This window comes from Pseudomonas sp. GW821-FHT09A09, assembly GCF_059418405.1.
In genome coordinates this window covers 29,935-50,445 of record NZ_JBWKPU010000025.1, presented here as the reverse complement: position 1 = coordinate 50,445, position 20,511 = coordinate 29,935, and the positions used below count along the sequence as shown (strand labels likewise).

Here is a 20,511-nt window from a genome sequence, read left to right as displayed (position 1 = left end):
GAATCCTGTGTAGGAGCTGGCTTGCCAGCGATAGCGGTGCGCCAGGCAACACCTCCCGCACAGACCTACCGCCATCGCCGGCAAGCCGGCTCCTACAGCTTTTCGGGCGCTACGAATCCTGTGTAGGAGCTGGCTTGCCAGCGATAGCGGTAGACCAGGCAACACATTTCGCACAGACCACCGGGGGATTCATTTGGGCGACGCCAGCAAGCCTTCTACATAATCCACAAACGCCCGCGCCTTGGCACTCGCCAACCGGCCGGTAGGCAGCACCGCCCATAAATCCCGGGGGGGCAATTCCCAGTCCGTCAGCACGGCCCTGACTTCGCCGCTGGCAATTTCCGGGGTGAACATCCATTCCGCTGTCATCGCCAGGCCGTTGTGGGCGAGCACGCCGGCGCGTATGCCTTCGGAGGAGGTCACGCGCAGGCGGCCGTGCGCGACGATGGGGTGTTCGTGCTCGCCCTGTTTGAACGGCCAGCACGCACTCTGCCCCAGGCTATAGATCACGGCTTGGTGGTTGAGAAGATCGGCGGGGCTTTGGGGCTCGCCGTAACGCGCGAAATACGCCGGCGTACCGAAGATTCTTGCGGGGCTCTGGCTGATGCGTCGCGCCGTGAGGCTGGAGTCGCTCAGGTTGCCGATGCGCAGGGCGACGTCGATGCCTTCTTCCACAAGATTGAGCAGGCGGTCGTCGAGCATCACGTCGATGTTCAGGCCGGGGTGCTGCTCCAGGAACGGCGCCAGGTGGGGAATGATGTGCAGGCGCGAGAGCGTCACGCCGGCACTCACACGCAGGTTGCCCGACAGCCCGGCACCCACGCTGCGGGCAATGTCCTCGGTGTGGTTGATCTCATCGATCGCGTGCTTGGCGCGCTCGAAGTAGGCCAGCCCGGCTTCGGTGGGCGTCAGGCCCCGGGTGGAGCGCAACAGCAACCGCACCGCCAGGCGCGCCTCCAACTGCGCAATGCTTTTGGAGACGGCCGGTTGACCGATGCCCAGGCGTTTGGCGGCCGCCGAGAACGAGCCGGTTTCGACCACGTGGACAAAGGTTTCCATGGCGGTGAGGCGGTCCATCGGGTGTCCTCTGGTTACCGTTTGAGGGCGTCGAGCATGTCCGACGGTTCTGGGCGTTGAGTGTAATCCGGGTTGACCTCGGCGTAACGGATCACACCGTCCTGACCGATCACATAGCGCGCGGGCATGGGCAGGGTCCACGAGGGATCGTCATTGATCAGCGGCAGGTTGTTGCCGAAACCTTTATAGAGCTCGATCAGGTAGTCCGGCAGTTCAAAGCGCAGGCCGAAGGCCGCGGCGACGTCATTGTGGGGATCGCTGAGGATCGGAAATTCCAGCTCGGTAATGCGTGTGGACTTGCGGCTGTTGGCTGCCGTCTGCGGCGACACCGCCACCAGTTGCGCCCCAGTGGCTTTGAGCGTCGGCAAGAAGGCCTGGAGGGCCTCCAGTTCCATGTTGCAGTAAGGGCACCATACGCCCCGGTAGAACGTCAGCACCAGCGGCCCTTTTTCCAGCAGTTGTGCTGAAGACACCAGCTCGCCGTCGGCGTTCTTGAGGCTGAACAGCGGCGCCTTGTCGCCCACTTTCAGCGCCCGTTGTGCGGCGCCGGAAGCGATCAGCTCGGCGGTGGCACGTTCCATGATCGGGTGAATATGCGCAGGCGCGTTGAACGGTGGCTTGCCGGCTTTGAAGTCGGCGCGGAAGGCATCCAGTGTGGCTTGAAGTGTCATGGAGATATTCCCTCGGGAGATGAGCCGGTTGGCTGGAGAGAATGATGAGCGCGGCAGGAGAGGCGCGGAAGCGGGGTGGGGGGCATAGGCTCTATGCCAGGTTGGAATAACCGTTGGGGTGGGTTCAACATTCGGCAAAACAACCGACGGCTCTTTCAAGCTCATTTTGTGTTTGAATAAATAACTCTAGGGTTATCTAATTTGCACGAGGCCTGCTATGCAATACCCAATCTGTATCGAATGGGGCGATGACTTCACCGCCACCGGCATTCAGATCCCCGATATTCCAGGCGCTGTCACCGCCGGGGACAGTTTCGAAGAGGCCTACAACGCTGCGGTGGAAATCGCGCACATCCTGTTGCAAGAGATCGCGGCAGAAGGCGGGCCGATTCCGCTGCCAACGTCGGTGGCGACTCATCACACTCACGAAGACTATGCCGGGATGGGCTGGGGGATGTTGGAGCTGGATATCTCGCCCTATCTGGGCAAGACCGAGAAGGTCAATGTGACCTTGCCCGGTTATGTCATCCAGCGCATCGACAGGTATGTACGCGAGCACAACGTCAAAAGCCGCTCGTCATTCCTGGCGGACGCGGCGTTAGAGAAGTTGGTGCGTTCGTGAGGTGAGCCCTGTGGGAGCTGGCTTGCCTGCGATAGCGGTTTGACTGATATACCGCAATCGCAGGCAAGCCAGCTCCCACACGTATGCGTTTAGGCAGCGACCGGGGCGGCTTGACGCGAAGCACTCAAAAAGCGCAACAACGCCACCAGCGGGAACGCGCTGCCCACCAGCATCACGCCCAGCCAGCCACCGTGTTCATACACGCTGCTGGCAATCGCCGAGCCGAAGGCGCCGCCGATGAAGATGCTGGTCATGTACAGCGCGTTCAGGCGGCTGCGGCTGTTGGCGTCGAGGGCGTAGATGGCGCGTTGGCCGAGCACCATGTTCATCTGCACGCAGAAGTCCAGCACCACGCCGGTGACGGCCAGGCCAATCACGCTGTACAGCGGGTGAACCAAGGCCGGCAGGAAGCTCAACGCGGCAAACAGCATCGCCAGCAAGGAGGCGCGGTGAGTGTGGCCGGCGTCGGCCAGGCGACCGGCGATGGGCGCGGCAATGGCACCCAGGGCACCGACCAGGGCGAACAACGCGATTTCGCTTTGGCTCAGGCCGTGGTTACGTGCCAATTCCAAGGGGGCGGCGGTCCAGAACAGGCTAAATGTGGCGAACATGCAGCCCTGGTAAAACGCCCGTTGACGCAGCAGCGGTTGGCGCACCAGCAGGGTGCCCAGCGAACGCAAGAGTTGCGCGTAGCTGGCGCTGTGGTCGGGCTGGCGCTTGGGGATGGTCAGCAGCAAGACGACACTGATAAATGCCATCAGGGCGGCGGCCGCCATGAACATCGCACGCCAGCCAAAATGATCCGCCACCACGCTGGACACCGGCCGTGCCAGCAGGATGCCGAGCAGCAGGCCGCCCATGATGCTGCCGACCACCCGGCCACGGGATTCGGCGGGCGCCAGGTGCGCGGCCAACGGAATCAGGATCTGCACCGACACCGAACTGAAGCCGATCAGCAGCGACACCAGCAGGAACAGGTTCGGCTGCTCGGTGAACGCGGCGCCCAACAGGCTGGCAATGGCCACCACGGTGGTGGTGATCATCAGCTTGCGGTTTTCCAGCAGATCACCCAGCGGTACCAGGAAAAACAGGCCCAGGGCGTAGCCGATCTGGGTCAGCGACACGATCAGGCTGGCCATTGCCGGGGTCAGGCCGATGTCTGGCGCGATCAGCTCGATGATCGGTTGCGCGTAGTAGATGTTGGCAACGATGGCGCCGCAGCAGAACGCAAACAGCATGACCATCCCGCGGGTCATGGTGGTTGTAGCGTGTGAGGTAGCGTTCATGGTGTTCTCATAAAAGCGAAGGAAGAGGGCGTGGAAGAGTAAAGACATCGCCCTGTGGGCAGTAGGCCGCTGGCAGTGATAACACTCATGCCGCAAATTAATGACTGAATCGTTAACTTTCGGGTCGAACGGCAATGATACATTCAGCCACAACTGCCGAAACAGGAAATCCACCTTCATGAAAATCACGCTGAACAAGATGATCCTGGCCTCAACCCTTGCCGCTGCCATGGCGATTGGCCTGGCCAACGCCGCCGAAGCCCCGCGTGTGGGCGTGCGCGGCGCCATCACGGCGGTCGACGGCGACGCGATCCACGTCAAGGTCAACAGTGGCGAAGACGTCACCGTGCACCTCACCAAAGACACCCAAGTACGCGCCGTTACGCTGGCCAAGATCGATGAAATCAAGCCCGGCAGCTACATCGGCTCCGCCGCCATGCCCAATGCCGACGGCACCCTCACGGCGTTGGAAGTGCACGTATTCCCACCGGCCATGGCCGGCACTGGCGACGGGCATCGTGCGTTCGATTTGAAAGAAGGCAGCAGCATGACCAACGGCACCGTCGGCGACCTGGTGGTGAGCAACGGCCGCACGTTGACCGTGAAGTACAAGGGCGGTGAGCAGAAGATCGTGGTGCCGGAGGATGTGCCGATCGTGAACCTGGAGCCGGGGGATCGCAGCTTGCTCAAGGTGGGGGTGAAGGTGGTGTTGTTTGCCGCGAAAGGGCCGGACGGCACGGTGACGGCCCAGGCCATCTCGGCGGGCAAGGATGGCGTAACCCCACCGATGTAACGCAAAAACTGTAGGAGCCGGCTTGCCGGCGATGAGGCCAGTGGCAGCGCCGCCAGCTTCAAGGGTGAATCGCCGGCAAGCCGGCTCCTACAGGGGGGGCTCAGTTACTGCCCGTTATAGATCTGGTCAAACACCCCGCCATCATTAAAGTGGGTTTTCTGCACGGTGCGCCAGTCGCCAAAGGTCTTCTCGACCGAAAAGAACTCGACTTTCGGGAAGCGGTCGGTGTACTTGGCCAGCACCTTCGCGTCACGTGGGCGCAGGTAGTTGTTGGCGGCGATTTCCTGGCCTTCCGGCGACCACAGGTACTTCAGGTAGTCCTCGGCGGCAGCGCGGGTGCCTTTCTTCTCGACCACTTTGTCGACCACCGACACCGGCGGCTCCGCTTCGGCAGACACGCTTGGGTAGATCACTTCGAACTGATCGCGGCCGAATTCACGGGCGATCATTTCGGCTTCGTTCTCGAAGGTCACCAGTACGTCGCCGATCTGGTTGGTCATGAACGTGGTGGTGGCGGCGCGGCCACCGGTGTCCAGCACAGGTGCTTGCTTGAACAGCTTGCCGACGAAGGCCTTGGCCTTGTTTTCGTCGCCGCCGTTCTTGAGCACGTAGCCCCAGGCCGACAGGTAGGTGTAGCGGCCGTTACCCGAGGTCTTCGGGTTAGGCACGATCACTTGCACGCCATCTTTCAACAAATCCGGCCAGTCTTTCAGGGCTTTTGGGTTGCCCTTGCGCACGATGAACACGGTGGCGGAGGTGAACGGCGCGCTGTTGTTCGGCAGGCGGGTGACCCAGTTGTCCGGCACCAGCTTGCCGTTGTCGGCCAGGGCGTTGATGTCGGTGGCCATGTTCATGGTGATCACGTCAGCCGGCAGGCCGTCGATCACCGAGCGAGCTTGTTTGCTGGAGCCGCCGAAGGACATCTGCAGGGTCAGCTTGTCGTCCGGGTGCTCGGCTTCCCAGTGTTTCTGGAAGGCGGCGTTGTAGTCCTTGTAGAAGTCGCGCATCACGTCATAGGAGACGTTGAGCAGTGTGACGGGGGCAGCCTGGACGGCGCCCGCCAGGGCAAGGCCGGCGGCCAGGAGAGAGGCGCTAACGAGTTTTTTCACTGCTCATTCCTTGTTGTTCGAGAAGGTTGTGTCTTGAGTGGGGGCAATTTGCCATCGACTATAACGGGCACCGCATAGACGTTTAAAGATTAAAACGCTCTTTGCTTATTCCAGTTTCTTGAAAAGATTATTCCCACAGCGGGAGCAGAACGCGGCGTTGGGTTCATGGCTGTCCTTCTTGCACACCGGGCAGTCGTGTTGCAGCTGTTCACCGCGCATGGCACTCGCCAGTTCAGCGGTAAAAATCCCGGTGGGCACGGCAATGATCGAATAACCGGTGATCATCACCAGCGACGAAATCACCTGGCCCAGCGGCGTCTTCGGCACGATGTCGCCAAAGCCCACGGTGGTGAGGGTCACGATGGCCCAGTAGATGCCTTTGGGAATGCTGGTAAACCCGTGTTCCGGGCCTTCGATCACGTACATCAGGGTGCCGAACACCGTCACCAGGGTGCACACGCTGACCAGGAACACCACGATCTTCTGCTTGCTGCCGCGCAGCGCCGCCATCAAGTAGTTGGCCTGCTTGAGGTACGGGCTGAGCTTGAGCACGCGGAAGATGCGCAGCATGCGGATGATGCGGATGATCAACAGGTACTGCGCGTCGCTGTAATACAACGCGAGGATGCCGGGCACGATGGCGAGCAAGTCCACCAAGCCATAAAAACTGAAGGCGTAGCGCAATGGCTTGGGCGAGCAATACAGCCGCAGCCCGTATTCGATCAGGAAGACGAGGGTGAAGCCCCACTCGATGTAGGCCAGCACATCGGCGTAGTTCTGGTGGATCTGGTCGATGCTGTCGAGCATCACGATCACCAGGCTGGCGAGGATGATCAGCAACAGAATGCCGTCAAAGCGCCGCCCGGCAGTGGTGTCACTCTGGAAAATCATGACGTAGAGCCGCTGGCGCCAGTCGTTGTTGCTGTCCATAAATCCCGCCTGAATCGAATATCGAGCAAGCCTAGGGGGATTCGAAGGGGCTGTCCATGCGGGGTTTGCGCAGCATCCGGGCGCCAGCGCGCACCAGCCAGCAGGCGAGAATGAACGGCGCGGTCAGCGCGGGCAGGTGCAGCGCGGTAAAGCCAGGTGTGAGCAGGATCGCCAGGGCAATGCCGAGCAGTGGCAGCCAGGGCTGCCGGCGTGTCTGACTCAGGGCCAGCGCAGCCAGTGCGGGGTTGTAGCTGTGCAGGCCGAGAAGGGCGCTGGCAGGTTCGTCCAGCCACAGGGCGACCAGCACGCCGATGCTGGCACCGGCCAAGGCCCACAAGGCGGCTCGACGATTGGCAAGCAACAGGCCGAGTGCAATCAGGGCGCCGGTCAAGGGTTGGTCCAGCAACATGACTTGCGCAAGCCCGGTGAAGGGCGCGGCAACCACCGCCAGGGTGTCGGGTTCGGTGAGGGCGAATGCGCTGGGCGCGCCGGGCCCCAGCAACAGCCAGCCCAGCCCGACAAAGGGCGCGGTGTAGGCAGGCAGGTCATCTGGCTGGGTCGCATGCTTCAACCATTGCCGCGTCAGCATCGCCGAAAGCCCGCCGCACGCCAGGATCAGCGGCGGCAACAGCGCCGACCAGGCGAAGTGCTGGCTGATCAACAAGCCCAGCAGCACACCGTTATAGCTATAAAGCCCGGCCTGGCGCTCGGCCTTGGGGTAACCCCGGCGCTGGGCCGTGAGCAAACCGGCCACACCGCCCAGCAGCGCGCCGCCAAGCAAGGCCGGGGCGCCGATCAGGATCGCCAGCAGGCACAGCAGGCCGCACAGCGGCTGGCGCTGCAGGAATATCTGGCTGAAGCCATTGAGCAGGGCTTCGGCCCAGTCGGGGCAGGTGTGATTGTGCATGTGAGGAAGTCAGTTAGACCGAGTTGCCCTTATCGCAGGCAAGCCAGCTCCCACCTTTTGATCTGTGAATACAGTCAAATGTGGGAGCGGGCTTGCCCGCGAAGAGGCCCGAACAGGCGCTAGATCAATGTTTCGATACGCAGCGAGTTGGTCGACCCCGGCTGCCCAAACGGCACCCCCGCCGTGATCACCAACGTATCCCCCCGCTGCGCCATCCCTTGAGCCTGGGCGATCTCCAGTGCCGTGGAACAGACCTCATCCACCTGGCGCAGCCGGTCGTTGACCACCGAATGCACGCCCCACGCCACGCTCAAACGCCGCGCCGTCGACAGGTTCGGCGTGAGGTTGAGGATCGGCGCCACCGGCCGTTCCCGGGCGGCACGCAGGCTGGAACTGCCCGACTCGCTGTAGTTCACTAGCACCGCCACCGGCAGGATGCTGCTGATACGCCGGATCGCGCAGCTGATGGCGTCCGACACCGTGGCCTCGGCCTTGGGCCGGCTCACGTCCAGCTGGGTCTGGTAGTCCGGACCGTTTTCCACCTGGCGGATGATCTTGCTCATCATCTGCACGGCTTCCAGCGGGTACTCCCCCGAGGCGGTTTCCGCCGACAACATCACCGCATCGGCGCCTTCGGCCACTGCATTGGCCACATCGGTGACTTCGGCACGGGTCGGGGCCGGTGAGAAGCGCATGGACTCGAGCATCTGCGTCGCCACCACCACCGGTTTGCCCAGTTGGCGGCAGGTGCTGATGATGTCTTTCTGGATCTGCGGCACGCTCTCGGCGGGCACTTCCACGCCCAGGTCGCCTCTGGCGACCATGATCGCATCGCTCAGCTCGGCAATTTCCTGCAGGCGTTGCACGGCCGAAGGCTTCTCGATCTTGGCCATCAGGAAGGCCTTGTCGCCGATCAGCTCGCGGGCCTCGCGGATGTCTTCCGGGCGTTGCACAAACGACAGCGCCACCCAGTCCACGCCCAGTTCCAGGCCGAAGCTCAAATCGCGCCGGTCCTTGGCGGTCAGTGGGCTGAGTTCCAGCAGGGCTTGCGGCACATTCACGCCTTTGCGGTCCGACAATTCGCCGCCATTGAGCACCGTGGTGTCGATGGCGTCGGCATGTTTGGTAATCACCCGCAGGCGCAGCTTGCCGTCATCCAGCAGCAGGTCCATGCCGGGTTCCAGCGCCGCGATGATTTCCGGGTGAGGCAGGTTGACCCGGCACTGGTCGCCCGGCGTCGGGTCCAGGTCCAGGCGCAATGCCTGGCCGCGCACCAGTTGCACCTTGCCTTCGGCAAAACGCCCGACGCGCAGTTTCGGCCCTTGCAGGTCCATCAGGATGCCCAGCGGGTAATTGAGCTGGCGCTCCACCTGGCGGATCCACTGGTAGCGCTGCGCGTGGTCGGCGTGGTCGCCGTGGCTGAAGTTGAGGCGGAAGATGTTCACCCCGGCTTCCACCAACTCGCGGATGTCATCGATGCCGTCGGTGGCCGGGCCGAGGGTGGCGAGGATCTTGACCTTCTTGTCAGGCGTCATGTGTCGGGTTCCCAAGGATCAGAATGGCGCGGAAGTCGTTGACGTTGGTGCGCGTCGGCTCGGTGACGATCAACCCGTCGAGGGCGGCGAAGTAGCCGTAGCCGTTGTTGTTATCCAACTCGTCGCTGGCCGACAGGCCGAGGGCTTCGGCGCGCGAATAGCTGCACGGCGTCATGATCGCGCCGGCGTTGTCTTCGGAGCCGTCGATGCCGTCGGTGTCACCGGCCAGGGCGTACACGCCCGGCAGGCCCTTGAGGCTGTCGGTGAGGCTCAACAGGAACTCGGCGTTGCGCCCGCCACGGCCATTGCCGCGCACGGTGACGGTGGTTTCACCGCCCGACAGAATCACGCACGGCGCCGCCAGTGGCTGGCCGTGCTGCACGATCTGCCGCGCAATGCCGGCATGCACTTTGGCCACGTCGCGGGCTTCGCCTTCCAGGTCGCCGAGGATCAGCGGGCTGAAGCCGGCCTGGCGGACTTTCACCGCCACGGCTTCCAGCGATTGCTGCGGGCGGGCGATCAACTGGAAGTGGCTGCGCGCGAGCACCGGGTCGCCGGGTTTGACGGTTTCCGAGGCCGGGTTCTGCAGCCAGCTGCGCACCGAGGCGGGGGCGTCGATGCTGTAGCGCTTGAGGATCGCCAAGGCTTGTGCCGAGGTGCTCGGGTCGCCAACGGTGGGGCCGGAGGCAATCACCGTGGCCTGGTCGCCCGGCACATCGGAAATCGCGTAGGTGTACACCGTGGCCGGCCACGCGGCCTTGGCCAGCCGGCCACCCTTGATCGCCGAGAGGTGCTTGCGCACGCAATTCATCTCGCCAATGGTCGCGCCGGATTTGAGCAGGGCTTTGTTGATGGCTTGCTTGTCGGCCAGGGTGATGCCTTCGGCGGGCAGGGCAAGCAGCGCCGAGCCGCCACCGGAGAGCAGGAAGATCACCCGATCGTCTTCGGTGAGGTTGCTGATCAATTCCAGCACACGCTTGGCCACGGCCAGGCCGGCCGCATCGGGCACCGGGTGCGCGGCTTCGACCACTTCGATTTTCTTGCAAGGGGCGCCGTGGCCGTAGCGGGTGACGACAAGGCCGCTGACTTCGCCCTGCCAGCAATTTTCCACGACGAGGGCCATGGCGGCGGCAGCCTTGCCGGCGCCGATCACGATCACACGGCCACTGCGGTCGGCAGGCAGATAGGGTTCAAGGACTTGCCGGGGGTGGGCGGCGTCGATGGCTGTGGCAAACAGCTCGCGAAGCAGGTGTTGCGGATCGACCGACATAAGCGGGCTCCCGGGGGTTCTTATTATTGGAAACACGATGAAACCCTGTAGGAGCCCGGCTTGCCGGCGATGGCGGCCTCAAGCCTTGTGCAACATGCAGCTGGCCCCATCGCCGGCAAGCCGGCTCCTACAGGTGGGGGTGTGGCGGGGTTATTTATCGCGAATCGAGAAATTCGCCATATGCTCCAGCCCCTTGATCAGCGCCGAGTGGTCCCAGTTGCCGCCGCCAATCGCGGTGCAGGTGCTGAACACTTGCTGGGTGCCGGCGGTGTTGGGCAGGTTGATCCCCAGCTCCTTGGCGCCGGCCAGGGCCAGGTTCAAATCCTTCTGGTGCAGGTTGATGCGGAAGCCCGGGTCGAAGGTGCCCTTGATCATGCGCTCGCCGTGCACTTCGAGGATTTTCGACGAAGCAAAACCGCCCATCAGCGCTTCACGCACCTTGGCTGGGTCGGCGCCGTTCTTGGAGGCGAACAGCAGCGCTTCGGCCACTGCCTGGATGTTCAGCGCGACGATGATCTGGTTGGCGACCTTGGCGGTCTGGCCGTCACCGTTGCCGCCCACCCGGGTGATGTTCTTGCCCATGGCCTGGAACAACGGCAGGGCGCGTTCGAAGGTCTGCGGCTCGCCGCCGATCATGATGCTCAGGGTGCCGGCCTTGGCGCCCACTTCACCACCGGACACTGGCGCGTCGAGGTACTGCGCGCCGGTCTCGTTGATCTTGGCGGCAAACGCCTTGGTGGCGGTCGGCGAGATCGAACTCATGTCGATCACGACCTTGTTTGGCGACAGGCCTGCGGCCACGCCGTCTTTACGAAACAGCACGTCGTCAACCTGCGGGGTGTCGGGCACCATCACGATGATGAACTCGGCTTCCTGGGCGACTTGCTGCGGGTTGGCCAGGGCCACGGCACCGGCGTCGATCAAGGCTTGCGGTGCCTTGCCGTGATGCTCGGAGAGGAACAGTTGGTGACCTGCTTTCTGCAGGTTGGCGGCCATGGGTTGGCCCATGATGCCGGTGCCGATGAATCCGATTTTAGCCATGATCAAAATCCTCTTGTTATTCGGTATGTCGCGACCTGCCAAACGCCTCAGGCCCAATGTGGGAGCTGGCTTGCCTGCGATGGCATCAACTGGCTATGCCTGAAACACCGCGGTGCCTGCATCGCAGGCAAGCCAGCTCCCACATTTTGTTTTGTGTTTGTTCTTCTAGATCGCGTTGTGGGTTTTGAGCCAGCCCAGGCCTGCCTCGGTGGTGGTCAGCGGCTTGTATTCACAGCCGACCCAACCGGTGTAGCCGATGCGGTCCAGGTGTTCGAACAGGAAGCGGTAGTTGATCTCACCGGTGCCCGGCTCGTTGCGCCCTGGGTTGTCCGCCAGCTGGATGTGGTTGATGTCATCCAGGTGGGTGGCCATGGTGCGGGCCAGGTCGCCTTCCATGATTTGCATGTGATAGATGTCGTATTGCAGGAACAGGTTGGCGCTGCCCACCTGCTCGCGAATCGACAGGGCCTGCGCCGTGTTGTTCAGGTAGAAGCCTGGGATATCGCGGGTGTTGATCATCTCCATCACCAGCTTGATCCCCGCCGCCTGCAGCTTCTCGGCGGCGTACTTGAGGTTGGCGACGAAGGTCTTTTCGACGGTTTCATCGTCAACGCCCTGTGGCCGGATACCTGCCAGGCAGTTGACCTGGGTGTTGCCCAGTACCTGGGCGTAGGCGATGGCCAGCTTGACCCCGGCACGGAACTCTTCGACCCGGTCCGGGTGACAGGCCAGGCCGCGTTCGCCCTTGGCCCAGTCACCGGCCGGCAGGTTGAACAGCACTTGGGTCAGGCCATTGGCGTCCAGCTGTGCCTTGATCTCGGCAGAGCTGAACTCGTAGGGGAACAGGTATTCCACACCCTGGAAGCCCGCATCGGCGGCCGCTTTGAAACGGGCGAGAAAGTCCTGTTCGGTAAACAGCATGGACAGGTTGGCAGCAAAGCGCGGCATAGGGTTCTCCTTAATCGAGCAGGGAAATGGCAGTCGGCGCATCGTTGCCGACCAGTGCCAGATCTTCGAATTCGTTGACGGCGTTGATCTCGGTGCCCATGGAAATGTTGGTCACGCGTTCCAGAATAATCTCAACGATCACCGGAACCTTGAATTCTTCGATCATTTCCTCAGCCTTGCGCAACGCAGGTGCAATCTGCCCCGGCTCGAATACACGCAGGGCCTTGCAACCCAGGCCTTCGGCGACGGCCACGTGGTCCACGCCATAGCCATTGAGTTCCGGCGCGTTGAGGTTGTCGAAGGACAGCTGCACGCAGTAGTCCATCTCGAAACCGCGTTGCGCCTGGCGGATCAAGCCCAGGTAGGAGTTGTTCACCACCACGTGGATGTACGGCAGTTTGAACTGCGCGCCCACGGCCAGCTCTTCGATCATGAACTGGAAGTCGTAGTCGCCCGACAACGCCACGACTTTACGGGTTGGATCCGCCTTGACCACGCCCAGAGCAGCCGGAATGGTCCAGCCCAATGGGCCCGCCTGGCCGCAGTTGATCCAGTGACGCGGCTTGTAAACGTGCAGGAATTGCGCGCCGGCAATCTGCGACAGGCCGATGGTGCTGACGTAGCAGGTGTCTTTGCCGAACACCTGGTTCATCTCTTCGTATACGCGCTGCGGCTTGACCGGAACGTTGTCGAAGTGGGTCTTGCGGTGCAGCGTGGCTTTGCGCTGCTGGCAGTCGTTCAACCAGGCGCTGCGGTCTTTGAGCTTGCCGGCGGCTTTCCACTCGCGGGCCACTTCAATGAACATCGTCAGGGCGGAACCGGCGTCGGAGACGATGCCCAGGTCCGGGGTGAACACGCGGCCAATCTGCGTCGGCTCGATGTCGACGTGGATGAACTTGCGACCTTCGGTGTACACCTCGACCGAACCGGTGTGGCGGTTGGCCCAGCGGTTGCCGATGCCCAGCACCACGTCCGACTTGAGCATCGTCGCGTTGCCGTAACGGTGGGAGGTTTGCAGGCCGACCATGCCCACCATTTGCGGGTGATCGTCCGGGATGGTGCCCCAGCCCATCAGGGTCGGGATGACCGGGATACCGGTGAGTTCAGCAAATTCCACCAGCAGTTCGCTGGCGTCGGCGTTGATCACGCCGCCACCGCTGACCAGCAGTGGGCGTTCAGCCTGGTCCAGCAGCGCCAGGGCTTTCTCCACCTGCACGCGAGTCGCCAATGGTTTGGCCAGGGGCAGCGGCTGGTAGGCGTCGATATCGAACTCGATCTCGGCCATTTGCACGTCGAACGGCAGGTCGATCAGCACCGGGCCTGGGCGGCCGGAGCGCATTTCATAGAAGGCTTTCTGGAACGCGTAAGGCACTTGGCCCGGTTCCAGCACAGTGGTGGCCCACTTGGTCACCGGCTTGACGATGCTGGTGATGTCCACGGCCTGGAAGTCTTCCTTGTGCATGCGGGCACGTGGCGCTTGGCCGGTGATGCACAGAATAGGGATCGAGTCGGCCGAGGCGCTGTACAAGCCAGTGACCATGTCGGTGCCCGCCGGGCCCGAGGTGCCGATGCACACGCCGATATTGCCGGCCTTGGTGCGGGTGTAGCCCTCGGCCATGTGGGAGGCGCCTTCAACGTGGCGAGCAAGGACGTGATCGATGCCACCCACTTTCTGCAAAGCCGAGTACAGCGGGTTGATTGCGGCGCCTGGGATACCGAAGGCAGTGTCCACACCTTCACGGCGCATCACCAGAACGGCGGCTTCGATTGCTCTCATTTTGCTCATGGTTTTGGTGCCTCTTGCGTTTTGTAATTGTATACAAGTGGTGTCTGTTCAAAGTGTATTCACGGCGAGCGGCGCAGGTCAATCCATTTTATTCGGTGGCCTTTGCGTTCGTCGGAAGGCATTTTTTCGACGTATGGAAGCTTTGTGCGAAAATATTGTATACAAAAACAAATGTCATTGTGTTCTATTTGTTTGATCGAGCATCTGATCAAACAGACCTCCACCGCTTTCCCAATAACAAAAGAAGGACGGCACCATGAGCGCTTTAACCTTGAAAATTGCCACTCAACTGGCCAGCCAGGCCTTGAACGCCGGCCGCACCATTTCCGCGGCGCCGCTGACCATTGCGGTGCTCGACAGCGGCGGCCACCTGATCACCCTGCAACGCGAAGACGGCGCCAGCCTGCTGCGCCCACAGATCGCCATCGGCAAGGCCTGGGGCGCGATCGCCCTGGGCAAAGGCTCACGCCTGCTGGCGCTGGACGCACAACAACGGCCGGCGTTTATCGCTGCGCTGAACAGCCTGGGGCAGGGCAGCGTCGTGCCGGCCCCGGGTGGTGTGTTGATTCGCAATGGGGAAGGGGTGGTGTTGGGGGCGATCGGGATCAGCGGGGATACGTCGGACATTGATGAGCAGTGCGCGATCACGGCGATTGAGGGGGTGGGGTTGTTGGCGGATGCGGGGGTGTCGGCTTGATTGTAAGGTGACTGGAAGGGCCTCATCGCGGGCAAGCCCGCTCCCACAGGGTTTGATGGTGTTCACACCGGCCAATGTGGGAGCGGGCTTGCCCGCGATGCAGACGACGCGGTCTCAAGTCAAAGCCAAATGGCATCCCATAGCGGGTAGTCGCCAAATCTCTTTACCAGCCCGGCTCTCAATGGATTGGCCACAATGTATCGAGCGATGCCTTCAAGGCTTTCTTCACGGCGCACCGCATGGTCGTGAAAGCCGGGTTGCCAGAGTCGACCTTGGCGCCCGGCGACTGCATTCACCACGCGAGTACTTTTGGACTTCACTTGACGCATCAAATCAGCAAGTGAGCCTTTCTCCAGTGAGATGAGCCAGTGGAAATGATCAGGCATGACGACCCACGCCAAGGAGGTCGCCAGGCCCTGGTACTGGGCAATCCTGAATTGTTGAACCACCAGGCGACCGAGTTTGAAGTCCTGGAAAATGGGTTCGCGATCCAGGGTGTTGGTCGTCAATAAATAGATGCGGTTGGGTTCGTCATAGCGGCCGATGCGCAGGCGCTTTGAAGCGGGGAGATCAGGCATTCCTTGGCCTCTCTTCAATGGGGGTTCTGAGAGGCTAGGTCGCGGTGTGTGGTGCTGGTTGGCGGGCTTTTGGCAGGATGTGTCTGAACTGGCGCTATCGCGGGCAAGCCCGCTCCCACAGGGGGCTCGCAGTGTTCATACAATGTGTGTCTGGCGCGGATCAAGTGTGGGAGCTGGCTTGCCTGCGATAGCCATACCCCGATCTATCAGTCCGGCTCACACCCCTTCAACACCAACCGAATGATCGTCAACGCCGCCGCTTCATAATCCGCCTCATCCAGCTTGGCCTTCCCGGTCACCGCCGAAATCTGCCAGTCGAAATCCGCGTACGTCTGCGTCGCCGCCCAGATGCTGAACATCAGGTGGTTGGGGTCGATGGCGGCGATCAGGCCGCGGTCGACCCAGTTCTGGATGCAGTCGATGTTGTGCTTGGCCTGGGCGTTGAGTTGCTCGACTTGATCGGCGCTCAAGTGCGGTGCGCCGTGCATGATTTCGCTGGCGAAGACCTTGGAGGCAAACGGCAGGTCGCGGGAGATGCGGATCTTCGAGCGGATGTAGTTGCTCAGCACGACCGATGGTTCGCCCTCGGGGTTGAAGGGCGTGGACGCGGCCAGGATCGGCTCGATGATGCTTTCGAGCACCTCGCGGTAGAGGTTGTCCTTGGACTTGAAGTAGTAATAGACGTTGGGCTTGGGCAGCCCGGCCTTGGCGGCGATGTCGCTGGTTTTGGTCGCGGCGAAGCCTTTGTCGGCAAACTCCTCGCTGGCCGCCCGCAGGATTTTTTCTTTGTTGCGCTCGCGAATGCTGCTCATAAACCTGGAGTTTCCTTGCCAAGACTGGCGGTTGCGCATGGTAGCACCGGCTTTGCGCAGCGCTCAAGAATCCCGCCGCAGCCCACGTATCACGGGCGTTACACTGACATTGTCTGTCTTGAGGCTGAACGCATTCAAGGTAGTACAGGCAGGCGAAGGGCGGGCTGCTAGAGTTCAGGGCAACGACGCGACCTTTGCCGGTTGCCGTTCTGTCCTGTATTCGGCGTTCGAGTGAGAAACCGTGGAGAAAAGCAGACGACGTACGTTCGCCTGGGGTGTTGGCGCGTTGTTGGTCATCGCGCTGGTGGTCGGCCTGGGCATGCACCTGATGGGAGGCGCCCATAAAGGCAAGCCACCGTCTCCCGGCGAGCCCGTCGCGGTGGTGCCGGTGGTGTTGCAGGATGTGCCGGTGTACATCGACGCGCTGGGCACCGTGACACCGACGCGCAGCGTCACCGTGGTCAGCCAGGTCGACGGGATTCTTAGCAGCGTGGAGTTCAAGGAAGGCCAGCACGTGAGCAAGGGCCAGGTCATCGCCCGCATTGACGACCGCGCGCTCAAGGCGCAACTGGCCGTGGCCAAGGGCACCCTGGCCCATGACCAGGCGGTGTTGAGCAATGCCCAGCGTGACCTCGCCCGTTACCGCGACCTGGTCAAGGCCGGTTCCACCAGCCAGCAAACCCTCGACACTCAAGCCTCCCTGGTCCAGCAGCAACAAGGCACCGTGGCCGCCGACCAAGGCAATGTGCAAAACCTCGAAGTGCAACTGAGCTACTGCACCATCACCTCACCGGTGGATGGCGTGGTCGGTTTGCGGCTGGTCGACCCCGGCAACTATGTCACCACCGCCAGCACCACCGGCATTGTGGTGATCACCCAGATGAGCCCAGCCACCGTGGTGTTTGCCGTGCCCGAGGATGACTTGGGAGCAATCGACCAGGCCCTGGCCCGTGGCGCCGTGCCCGTGCTGGCCTACGACCGCAACAAGAAGTCCTTGCTGGCCACCGGCAGCCTGTTGGCCCTGGATAACCAGGTGGACACCAGCACCGGCACGATCAAGGTCAAGGCGCAGTTCGACGATTCGGGCAATGCGCTGTTCCCCAATCAGTTCGTCAACGCACGGCTCAAAGCCGACACCTTGAGCCAGATCGCCGTGGTGCCCACCCGTGCGATCCAGCACGGCAGCAAAGGCGACTTTGTGTTTGTGGTGAATGGCAACAAGGCCAGCCTGCGCACGATCAAGACCGGCCCCTCCACCGGCGACGTGTCGGCGGTGCTCGACAACGGCGTCAAGGCCGGCGAGCAGGTGGTCACCGAGGGCGCCGACAAACTGGACGATGGCTCTGTGGTGAAGGTCGTCGCCCAGTGAGGAGCTGCCGAGCATGAACATTTCGCGGCCCTTTATCGAACGCCCAGTCGCCACCACCCTGATGATGGTCGCGGTGCTGCTGCTCGGCCTGTTGGGGTATCACTTGCTGTCGGTGTCGGCGCTGCCCGAGGTGGATTACCCGACCATCCAGGTCTTCACCCAATACCCCGGCGCCAGCCCGGATGTGGTCAGTTCCTCGATCACCGCGCCGCTGGAGCGCCAGCTCGGTGAAATGCCGGGGCTCAAGTCGATGAACTCCACCAGCTCGGACGGCGCCTCGGTGGTGACCCTGCAGTTCGACCTGTCGCTGTCCCTGGACGTGGCCGAACAAGAAGTGCAGGCGGCGATCAACGCGGCGGGCACCTTCCTGCCGGCGAACCTGCCGTACCCACCGGTGTACAGCAAGGTCAACCCGGCTGATGCGCCGGTACTGACCCTGTCACTGACCTCCGACGTGCTTCCGCTGACCAAGGTCGAAGACCTGGCCGACACGCGCCTGGCGCAGAAGATCTCGCAGATCACCGGTGTCGGCCTGGTCACTATCAGCGGCGGCCAGCGCCCGGCCGTGCGGGTGGAGGCCAACACCTCGGCGCTGAACAGCCTCGGGCTGTCTCTGGATGACCTGCGCACCTCACTGGGCACGGCCAACGTCAACCAGGCGAAGGGTAATATCGATGGCAAGTTCCAGGCGTATTCCATCGGGGCCAACGACCAACTGCAATCGGCCGAGGAATACCGCGACCTGGTGATCGCCTACAAGAATGGCGCGCCGATCCGCCTGTCGCAGATCGCCAGTTCCACCCAGGGGCCGGAGAACCCGCGCCAGGCGGCCTGGACCAATGACACGCCGTCCATCGTGCTGAATATCCAGCGCCAGCCGGGGGCCAACGTGATCGAGGTGGTCGACCGCGTGCAGCAACTGCTGCCCAAGTTGCGCGCCAGCCTGCCGGGCACCTTGAAGGTGGCGGTGCTGACCGACCGCACCCAGACCATCCGCGCCTCGGTCACCGATGTGCAATACGAGCTGGGGCTGGCGATATTGCTGGTGGTGATCGTGATCTTCCTGTTCCTGCGCAATATCCCGGCGACGATCATCCCTGCGGTCACCATCCCGCTGACGCTGATCGGCACCCTGGCAGTGGCCTACGCCCTGGGGTTTTCGCTGAACAACCTGACGCTGATGGCGCTGACCATCGCCATCGGGTTTGTGGTGGATGACGCCATCGTCATGATCGAAAACATCACCCGTTACCTGGAGGCGGGCGACACGCCCTTGCAGGCCGCACTCAAGGGCGCCGAGCAGATCGGCTTCACCATCATTTCGCTGTCCATCGCGCTGATTGCGGTGATGATCCCGCTGCTGTTCATGGGCGATGTGGTGGGACGGTTGTTCCGCGAATTCGCCATGACCGTGGCGGTGACCATCGTGATTTCGGCGGTGATCTCCCTGACGCTCACACCGATGATGTGCGCACGCATGCTCAAGTCCAAGCACGAGGAGCGCCGGCCGGATTTCTTCGACCGGATCAACCGTCATTACGTACGCGGCCTGGACTGGGTACTGGCACACCGCACCCTCACGCTGATCTCGGTGGTGCTCACGGCGGCACTCACCTTGTTCACGTTGGTGATCATGCCCAAGGGGTTTTTCCCGGACCAGGACACCGGCCTGATCCAGGGTATTTCCCAGGCGTCGCCGACCGTTTCGTTCCAGCAGATGCAGGTTGAGCAGCAACGTTTGGCCGCGCGCATTCTCAAGGATCCGGCCGTGCAGAGCCTGTCCTCGTTCGTGGGTATCGACCAGACCAACCCGACCATCAACCAAGGCAACCTGCTGATCAACCTCAAGCCCCGTGGCGAGCGTGACAGCAGCACCGCCGTGATCCGCCGCCTCGCGGACGCCAATGCCGATGACGCCGGCATCCGCCTGTACCTGCACTCGGTGCAGGACCTGACCCTGGATGCCACGGTGTCCACCACCAGCTATCGCCTGGGCCTGCAAGCCACCGACCCGGATGAGCTGGAGCAGTGGACCACCAAACTGCTCACCGCGATCAAGAAAGACCCGATGTTCACCGATGTGCAAAGCCAGGCCATGCAGTTCGGCAACCAGATCAAGCTGACCTTCGACCGCGCCACCGCCTCGCGCCTGGGCATCACCCCGCAAGCCATCGACGATGTGCTGTACGACGCCTTTGGCCAGCGCCAGGTGTCGACTATCTACACCCAGCTCAACCAGTACCACGTGGTGATCGCCACCGACCATCCGCCGCGCAACCTGCCGGACTTGCTCACCGGCTTGTACGTGGACATTCCCTCGGGCGGCGTGGCGCCGCTGTCGAGCATGGCGACCCTGGAAGTGGTGCGCACGCCGGTGACCATCAACCGCCTGGGGCAGTTTCCCTATGCAGACGTGTCTTTCAACCTTGCGCCCGGCCAAACGTTGGGCGCGGCGGTCACGCGTTTGCAGGACATCGAAGCCCAGGTCGGCCTGCCGCTGTCGGTGCAGGCCAACCTGGAGGGCGCGGCGGCGACGTTCCAGGCGTCGTTGTCGAACCAGGTGTTCCTGGTGTTGGCGGCGATTGTGGTGGTTTACCTGATGCTCGGCATTCTGTACGAGAGCTTCGTGCACCCGGTGACCATCCTCTCGACCTTGCTCTCGGCGGCCCTCGGTGCGTTGCTGGCGCTGCTGCTGACCGGCACGCAGTTCGACATCATCGGCTTGATTGGCATCGTATTGCTGATCGGCATTGTGATGAAGAACGGCATCATGATGGTCGACTTCGCCCTGGAGCTGTTGCGTGAAGGCGGTTTGAGCCCGGTGGCTGCGATTCGCCAGGCGGCGGAGCTGCGGTTCCGGCCGATCCTGATGACCAGCATGGCCTCGCTGTTCGGTGCGGTGCCGTTGGCGCTGGGCACGGGGATTGGTTCGGAACTGCGTCACCCGCTGGGCATCGCAATCATCGGCGGCCTGCTGCTGAGCCAGTTGCTCACGCTGTTTTCCACCCCGGTGATCTTCCTCGCCATGCACAGCCTGGGCGAGCGTTTCAGCCGGCGTGCGGCGGTCGAGCCATGATGCG

At 62.5% G+C, this 20,511-nt stretch carries 18 protein-coding genes; 5 read left to right on the top strand and 13 right to left on the bottom strand.

The features are described 5' to 3' along the window. Window positions 1–189: 189 nt before the first annotated feature. Window positions 190–1,077, bottom strand: coding sequence for a LysR family transcriptional regulator (locus AC07OV_RS20805; RefSeq protein WP_494998407.1), 888 nt, complete (start codon window positions 1,075–1,077; stop codon window positions 190–192). A gap of 14 nt (window positions 1,078–1,091) precedes the next feature. Then, a complete protein-coding gene (locus AC07OV_RS20800; RefSeq protein ID WP_494998406.1) occupies window positions 1,092–1,748 on the bottom strand; it encodes a peroxiredoxin-like family protein in 657 nt (218 codons plus the stop codon). Window positions 1,749–1,965: 217 nt separating this feature from the next. Here AC07OV_RS20800 and AC07OV_RS20795 point away from each other — a divergent pair, with 217 nt between their 5' ends. After that, the gene (locus AC07OV_RS20795) at window positions 1,966–2,370 is read left to right on the top strand and encodes a type II toxin-antitoxin system HicB family antitoxin (protein WP_494998405.1); all 405 of its coding nucleotides are present in this window, start codon (window positions 1,966–1,968) and stop codon (window positions 2,368–2,370) included. Between the two features lie 89 nt (window positions 2,371–2,459). Here AC07OV_RS20795 and AC07OV_RS20790 read toward each other — a convergent pair whose 3' ends face one another. Beyond that, entirely contained in the window at window positions 2,460–3,656 is a 1,197-nt protein-coding gene (locus AC07OV_RS20790) for an MFS transporter (RefSeq protein ID WP_494998404.1), read from the bottom strand. 178 nt (window positions 3,657–3,834) lie between these two features. Between AC07OV_RS20790 and AC07OV_RS20785 the strand changes: the two genes are divergently transcribed. After that, window positions 3,835–4,449, top strand: a complete 615-nt coding sequence (locus AC07OV_RS20785) for a DUF5666 domain-containing protein (protein WP_176998194.1) — start codon at window positions 3,835–3,837, stop codon at window positions 4,447–4,449. A 104-nt stretch (window positions 4,450–4,553) separates the two neighbouring features. Here AC07OV_RS20785 and AC07OV_RS20780 read toward each other — a convergent pair whose 3' ends face one another. From AC07OV_RS20780 to gcl, 8 genes are all read right to left on the bottom strand, one after another. Next, on the bottom strand, window positions 4,554–5,558 hold the full coding sequence (locus AC07OV_RS20780) for a sulfate ABC transporter substrate-binding protein (protein WP_495092882.1): 1,005 nt from the start codon (window positions 5,556–5,558) through the stop codon (window positions 4,554–4,556). Window positions 5,559–5,663: 105 nt separating this feature from the next. Further along, the gene (locus tag AC07OV_RS20775; RefSeq protein WP_495092881.1) at window positions 5,664–6,488 is read right to left on the bottom strand and encodes an ion transporter; all 825 of its coding nucleotides are present in this window, start codon (window positions 6,486–6,488) and stop codon (window positions 5,664–5,666) included. A 31-nt stretch (window positions 6,489–6,519) separates the two neighbouring features. Then, the gene (locus AC07OV_RS20770) at window positions 6,520–7,395 is read right to left on the bottom strand and encodes an urea transporter (RefSeq protein ID WP_495092880.1); all 876 of its coding nucleotides are present in this window, start codon (window positions 7,393–7,395) and stop codon (window positions 6,520–6,522) included. A gap of 119 nt (window positions 7,396–7,514) precedes the next feature. Further along, window positions 7,515–8,930 carry a pyruvate kinase gene (gene pyk / locus AC07OV_RS20765; protein ID WP_176998190.1) on the bottom strand — a complete coding sequence of 472 codons (1,416 nt, stop codon included), beginning with the start codon at window positions 8,928–8,930 and terminating at the stop codon, window positions 7,515–7,517. Then, window positions 8,920–10,200, bottom strand: a complete 1,281-nt coding sequence (locus tag AC07OV_RS20760) for a glycerate kinase type-2 family protein (protein WP_178925536.1) — start codon at window positions 10,198–10,200, stop codon at window positions 8,920–8,922. Before AC07OV_RS20760 ends, pyk begins: the two co-directional genes overlap by 11 nt. Window positions 10,201–10,350: 150 nt before the next feature. After that, window positions 10,351–11,241: a 2-hydroxy-3-oxopropionate reductase gene (locus tag AC07OV_RS20755; RefSeq protein ID WP_494998400.1), complete on the bottom strand. Its 891-nt coding sequence runs from the start codon at window positions 11,239–11,241 to the stop codon at window positions 10,351–10,353. A gap of 165 nt (window positions 11,242–11,406) precedes the next feature. Beyond that, a complete protein-coding gene (hyi, locus tag AC07OV_RS20750) occupies window positions 11,407–12,189 on the bottom strand; it encodes a hydroxypyruvate isomerase (RefSeq protein WP_176998188.1) in 783 nt (260 codons plus the stop codon). 10 nt (window positions 12,190–12,199) lie between these two features. Then, window positions 12,200–13,975, bottom strand: a complete 1,776-nt coding sequence (gene gcl, locus AC07OV_RS20745) for a glyoxylate carboligase (protein WP_176998187.1) — start codon at window positions 13,973–13,975, stop codon at window positions 12,200–12,202. Between the two features lie 256 nt (window positions 13,976–14,231). Between gcl and AC07OV_RS20740 the strand changes: the two genes are divergently transcribed. Beyond that, window positions 14,232–14,672, top strand: a complete 441-nt coding sequence (locus tag AC07OV_RS20740; protein ID WP_178925533.1) for a GlcG/HbpS family heme-binding protein — start codon at window positions 14,232–14,234, stop codon at window positions 14,670–14,672. Between the two features lie 119 nt (window positions 14,673–14,791). On the opposite strand, the gene AC07OV_RS20735 is transcribed toward AC07OV_RS20740, so the two are convergent. Together AC07OV_RS20735 and AC07OV_RS20730 are read right to left on the bottom strand one after the other, a co-directional pair. Further along, a complete protein-coding gene (locus AC07OV_RS20735) occupies window positions 14,792–15,250 on the bottom strand; it encodes an REP-associated tyrosine transposase (protein WP_495092879.1) in 459 nt (152 codons plus the stop codon). Window positions 15,251–15,456: 206 nt separating this feature from the next. Then, a complete protein-coding gene (locus AC07OV_RS20730; RefSeq protein ID WP_176998184.1) occupies window positions 15,457–16,062 on the bottom strand; it encodes a TetR/AcrR family transcriptional regulator in 606 nt (201 codons plus the stop codon). Between the two features lie 241 nt (window positions 16,063–16,303). On the opposite strand from AC07OV_RS20730, the gene AC07OV_RS20725 reads away from it, so the two are divergent. Continuing rightward, entirely contained in the window at window positions 16,304–17,431 is a 1,128-nt protein-coding gene (locus AC07OV_RS20725) for an efflux RND transporter periplasmic adaptor subunit (protein ID WP_495092878.1), read from the top strand. A gap of 13 nt (window positions 17,432–17,444) precedes the next feature. After that, window positions 17,445–20,507 (top strand): efflux RND transporter permease subunit, encoded by a 3,063-nt coding sequence (locus tag AC07OV_RS20720; RefSeq protein ID WP_495092877.1) that lies wholly within the window; start codon window positions 17,445–17,447, stop codon window positions 20,505–20,507. Window positions 20,508–20,511: the final 4 nt, after the last annotated feature.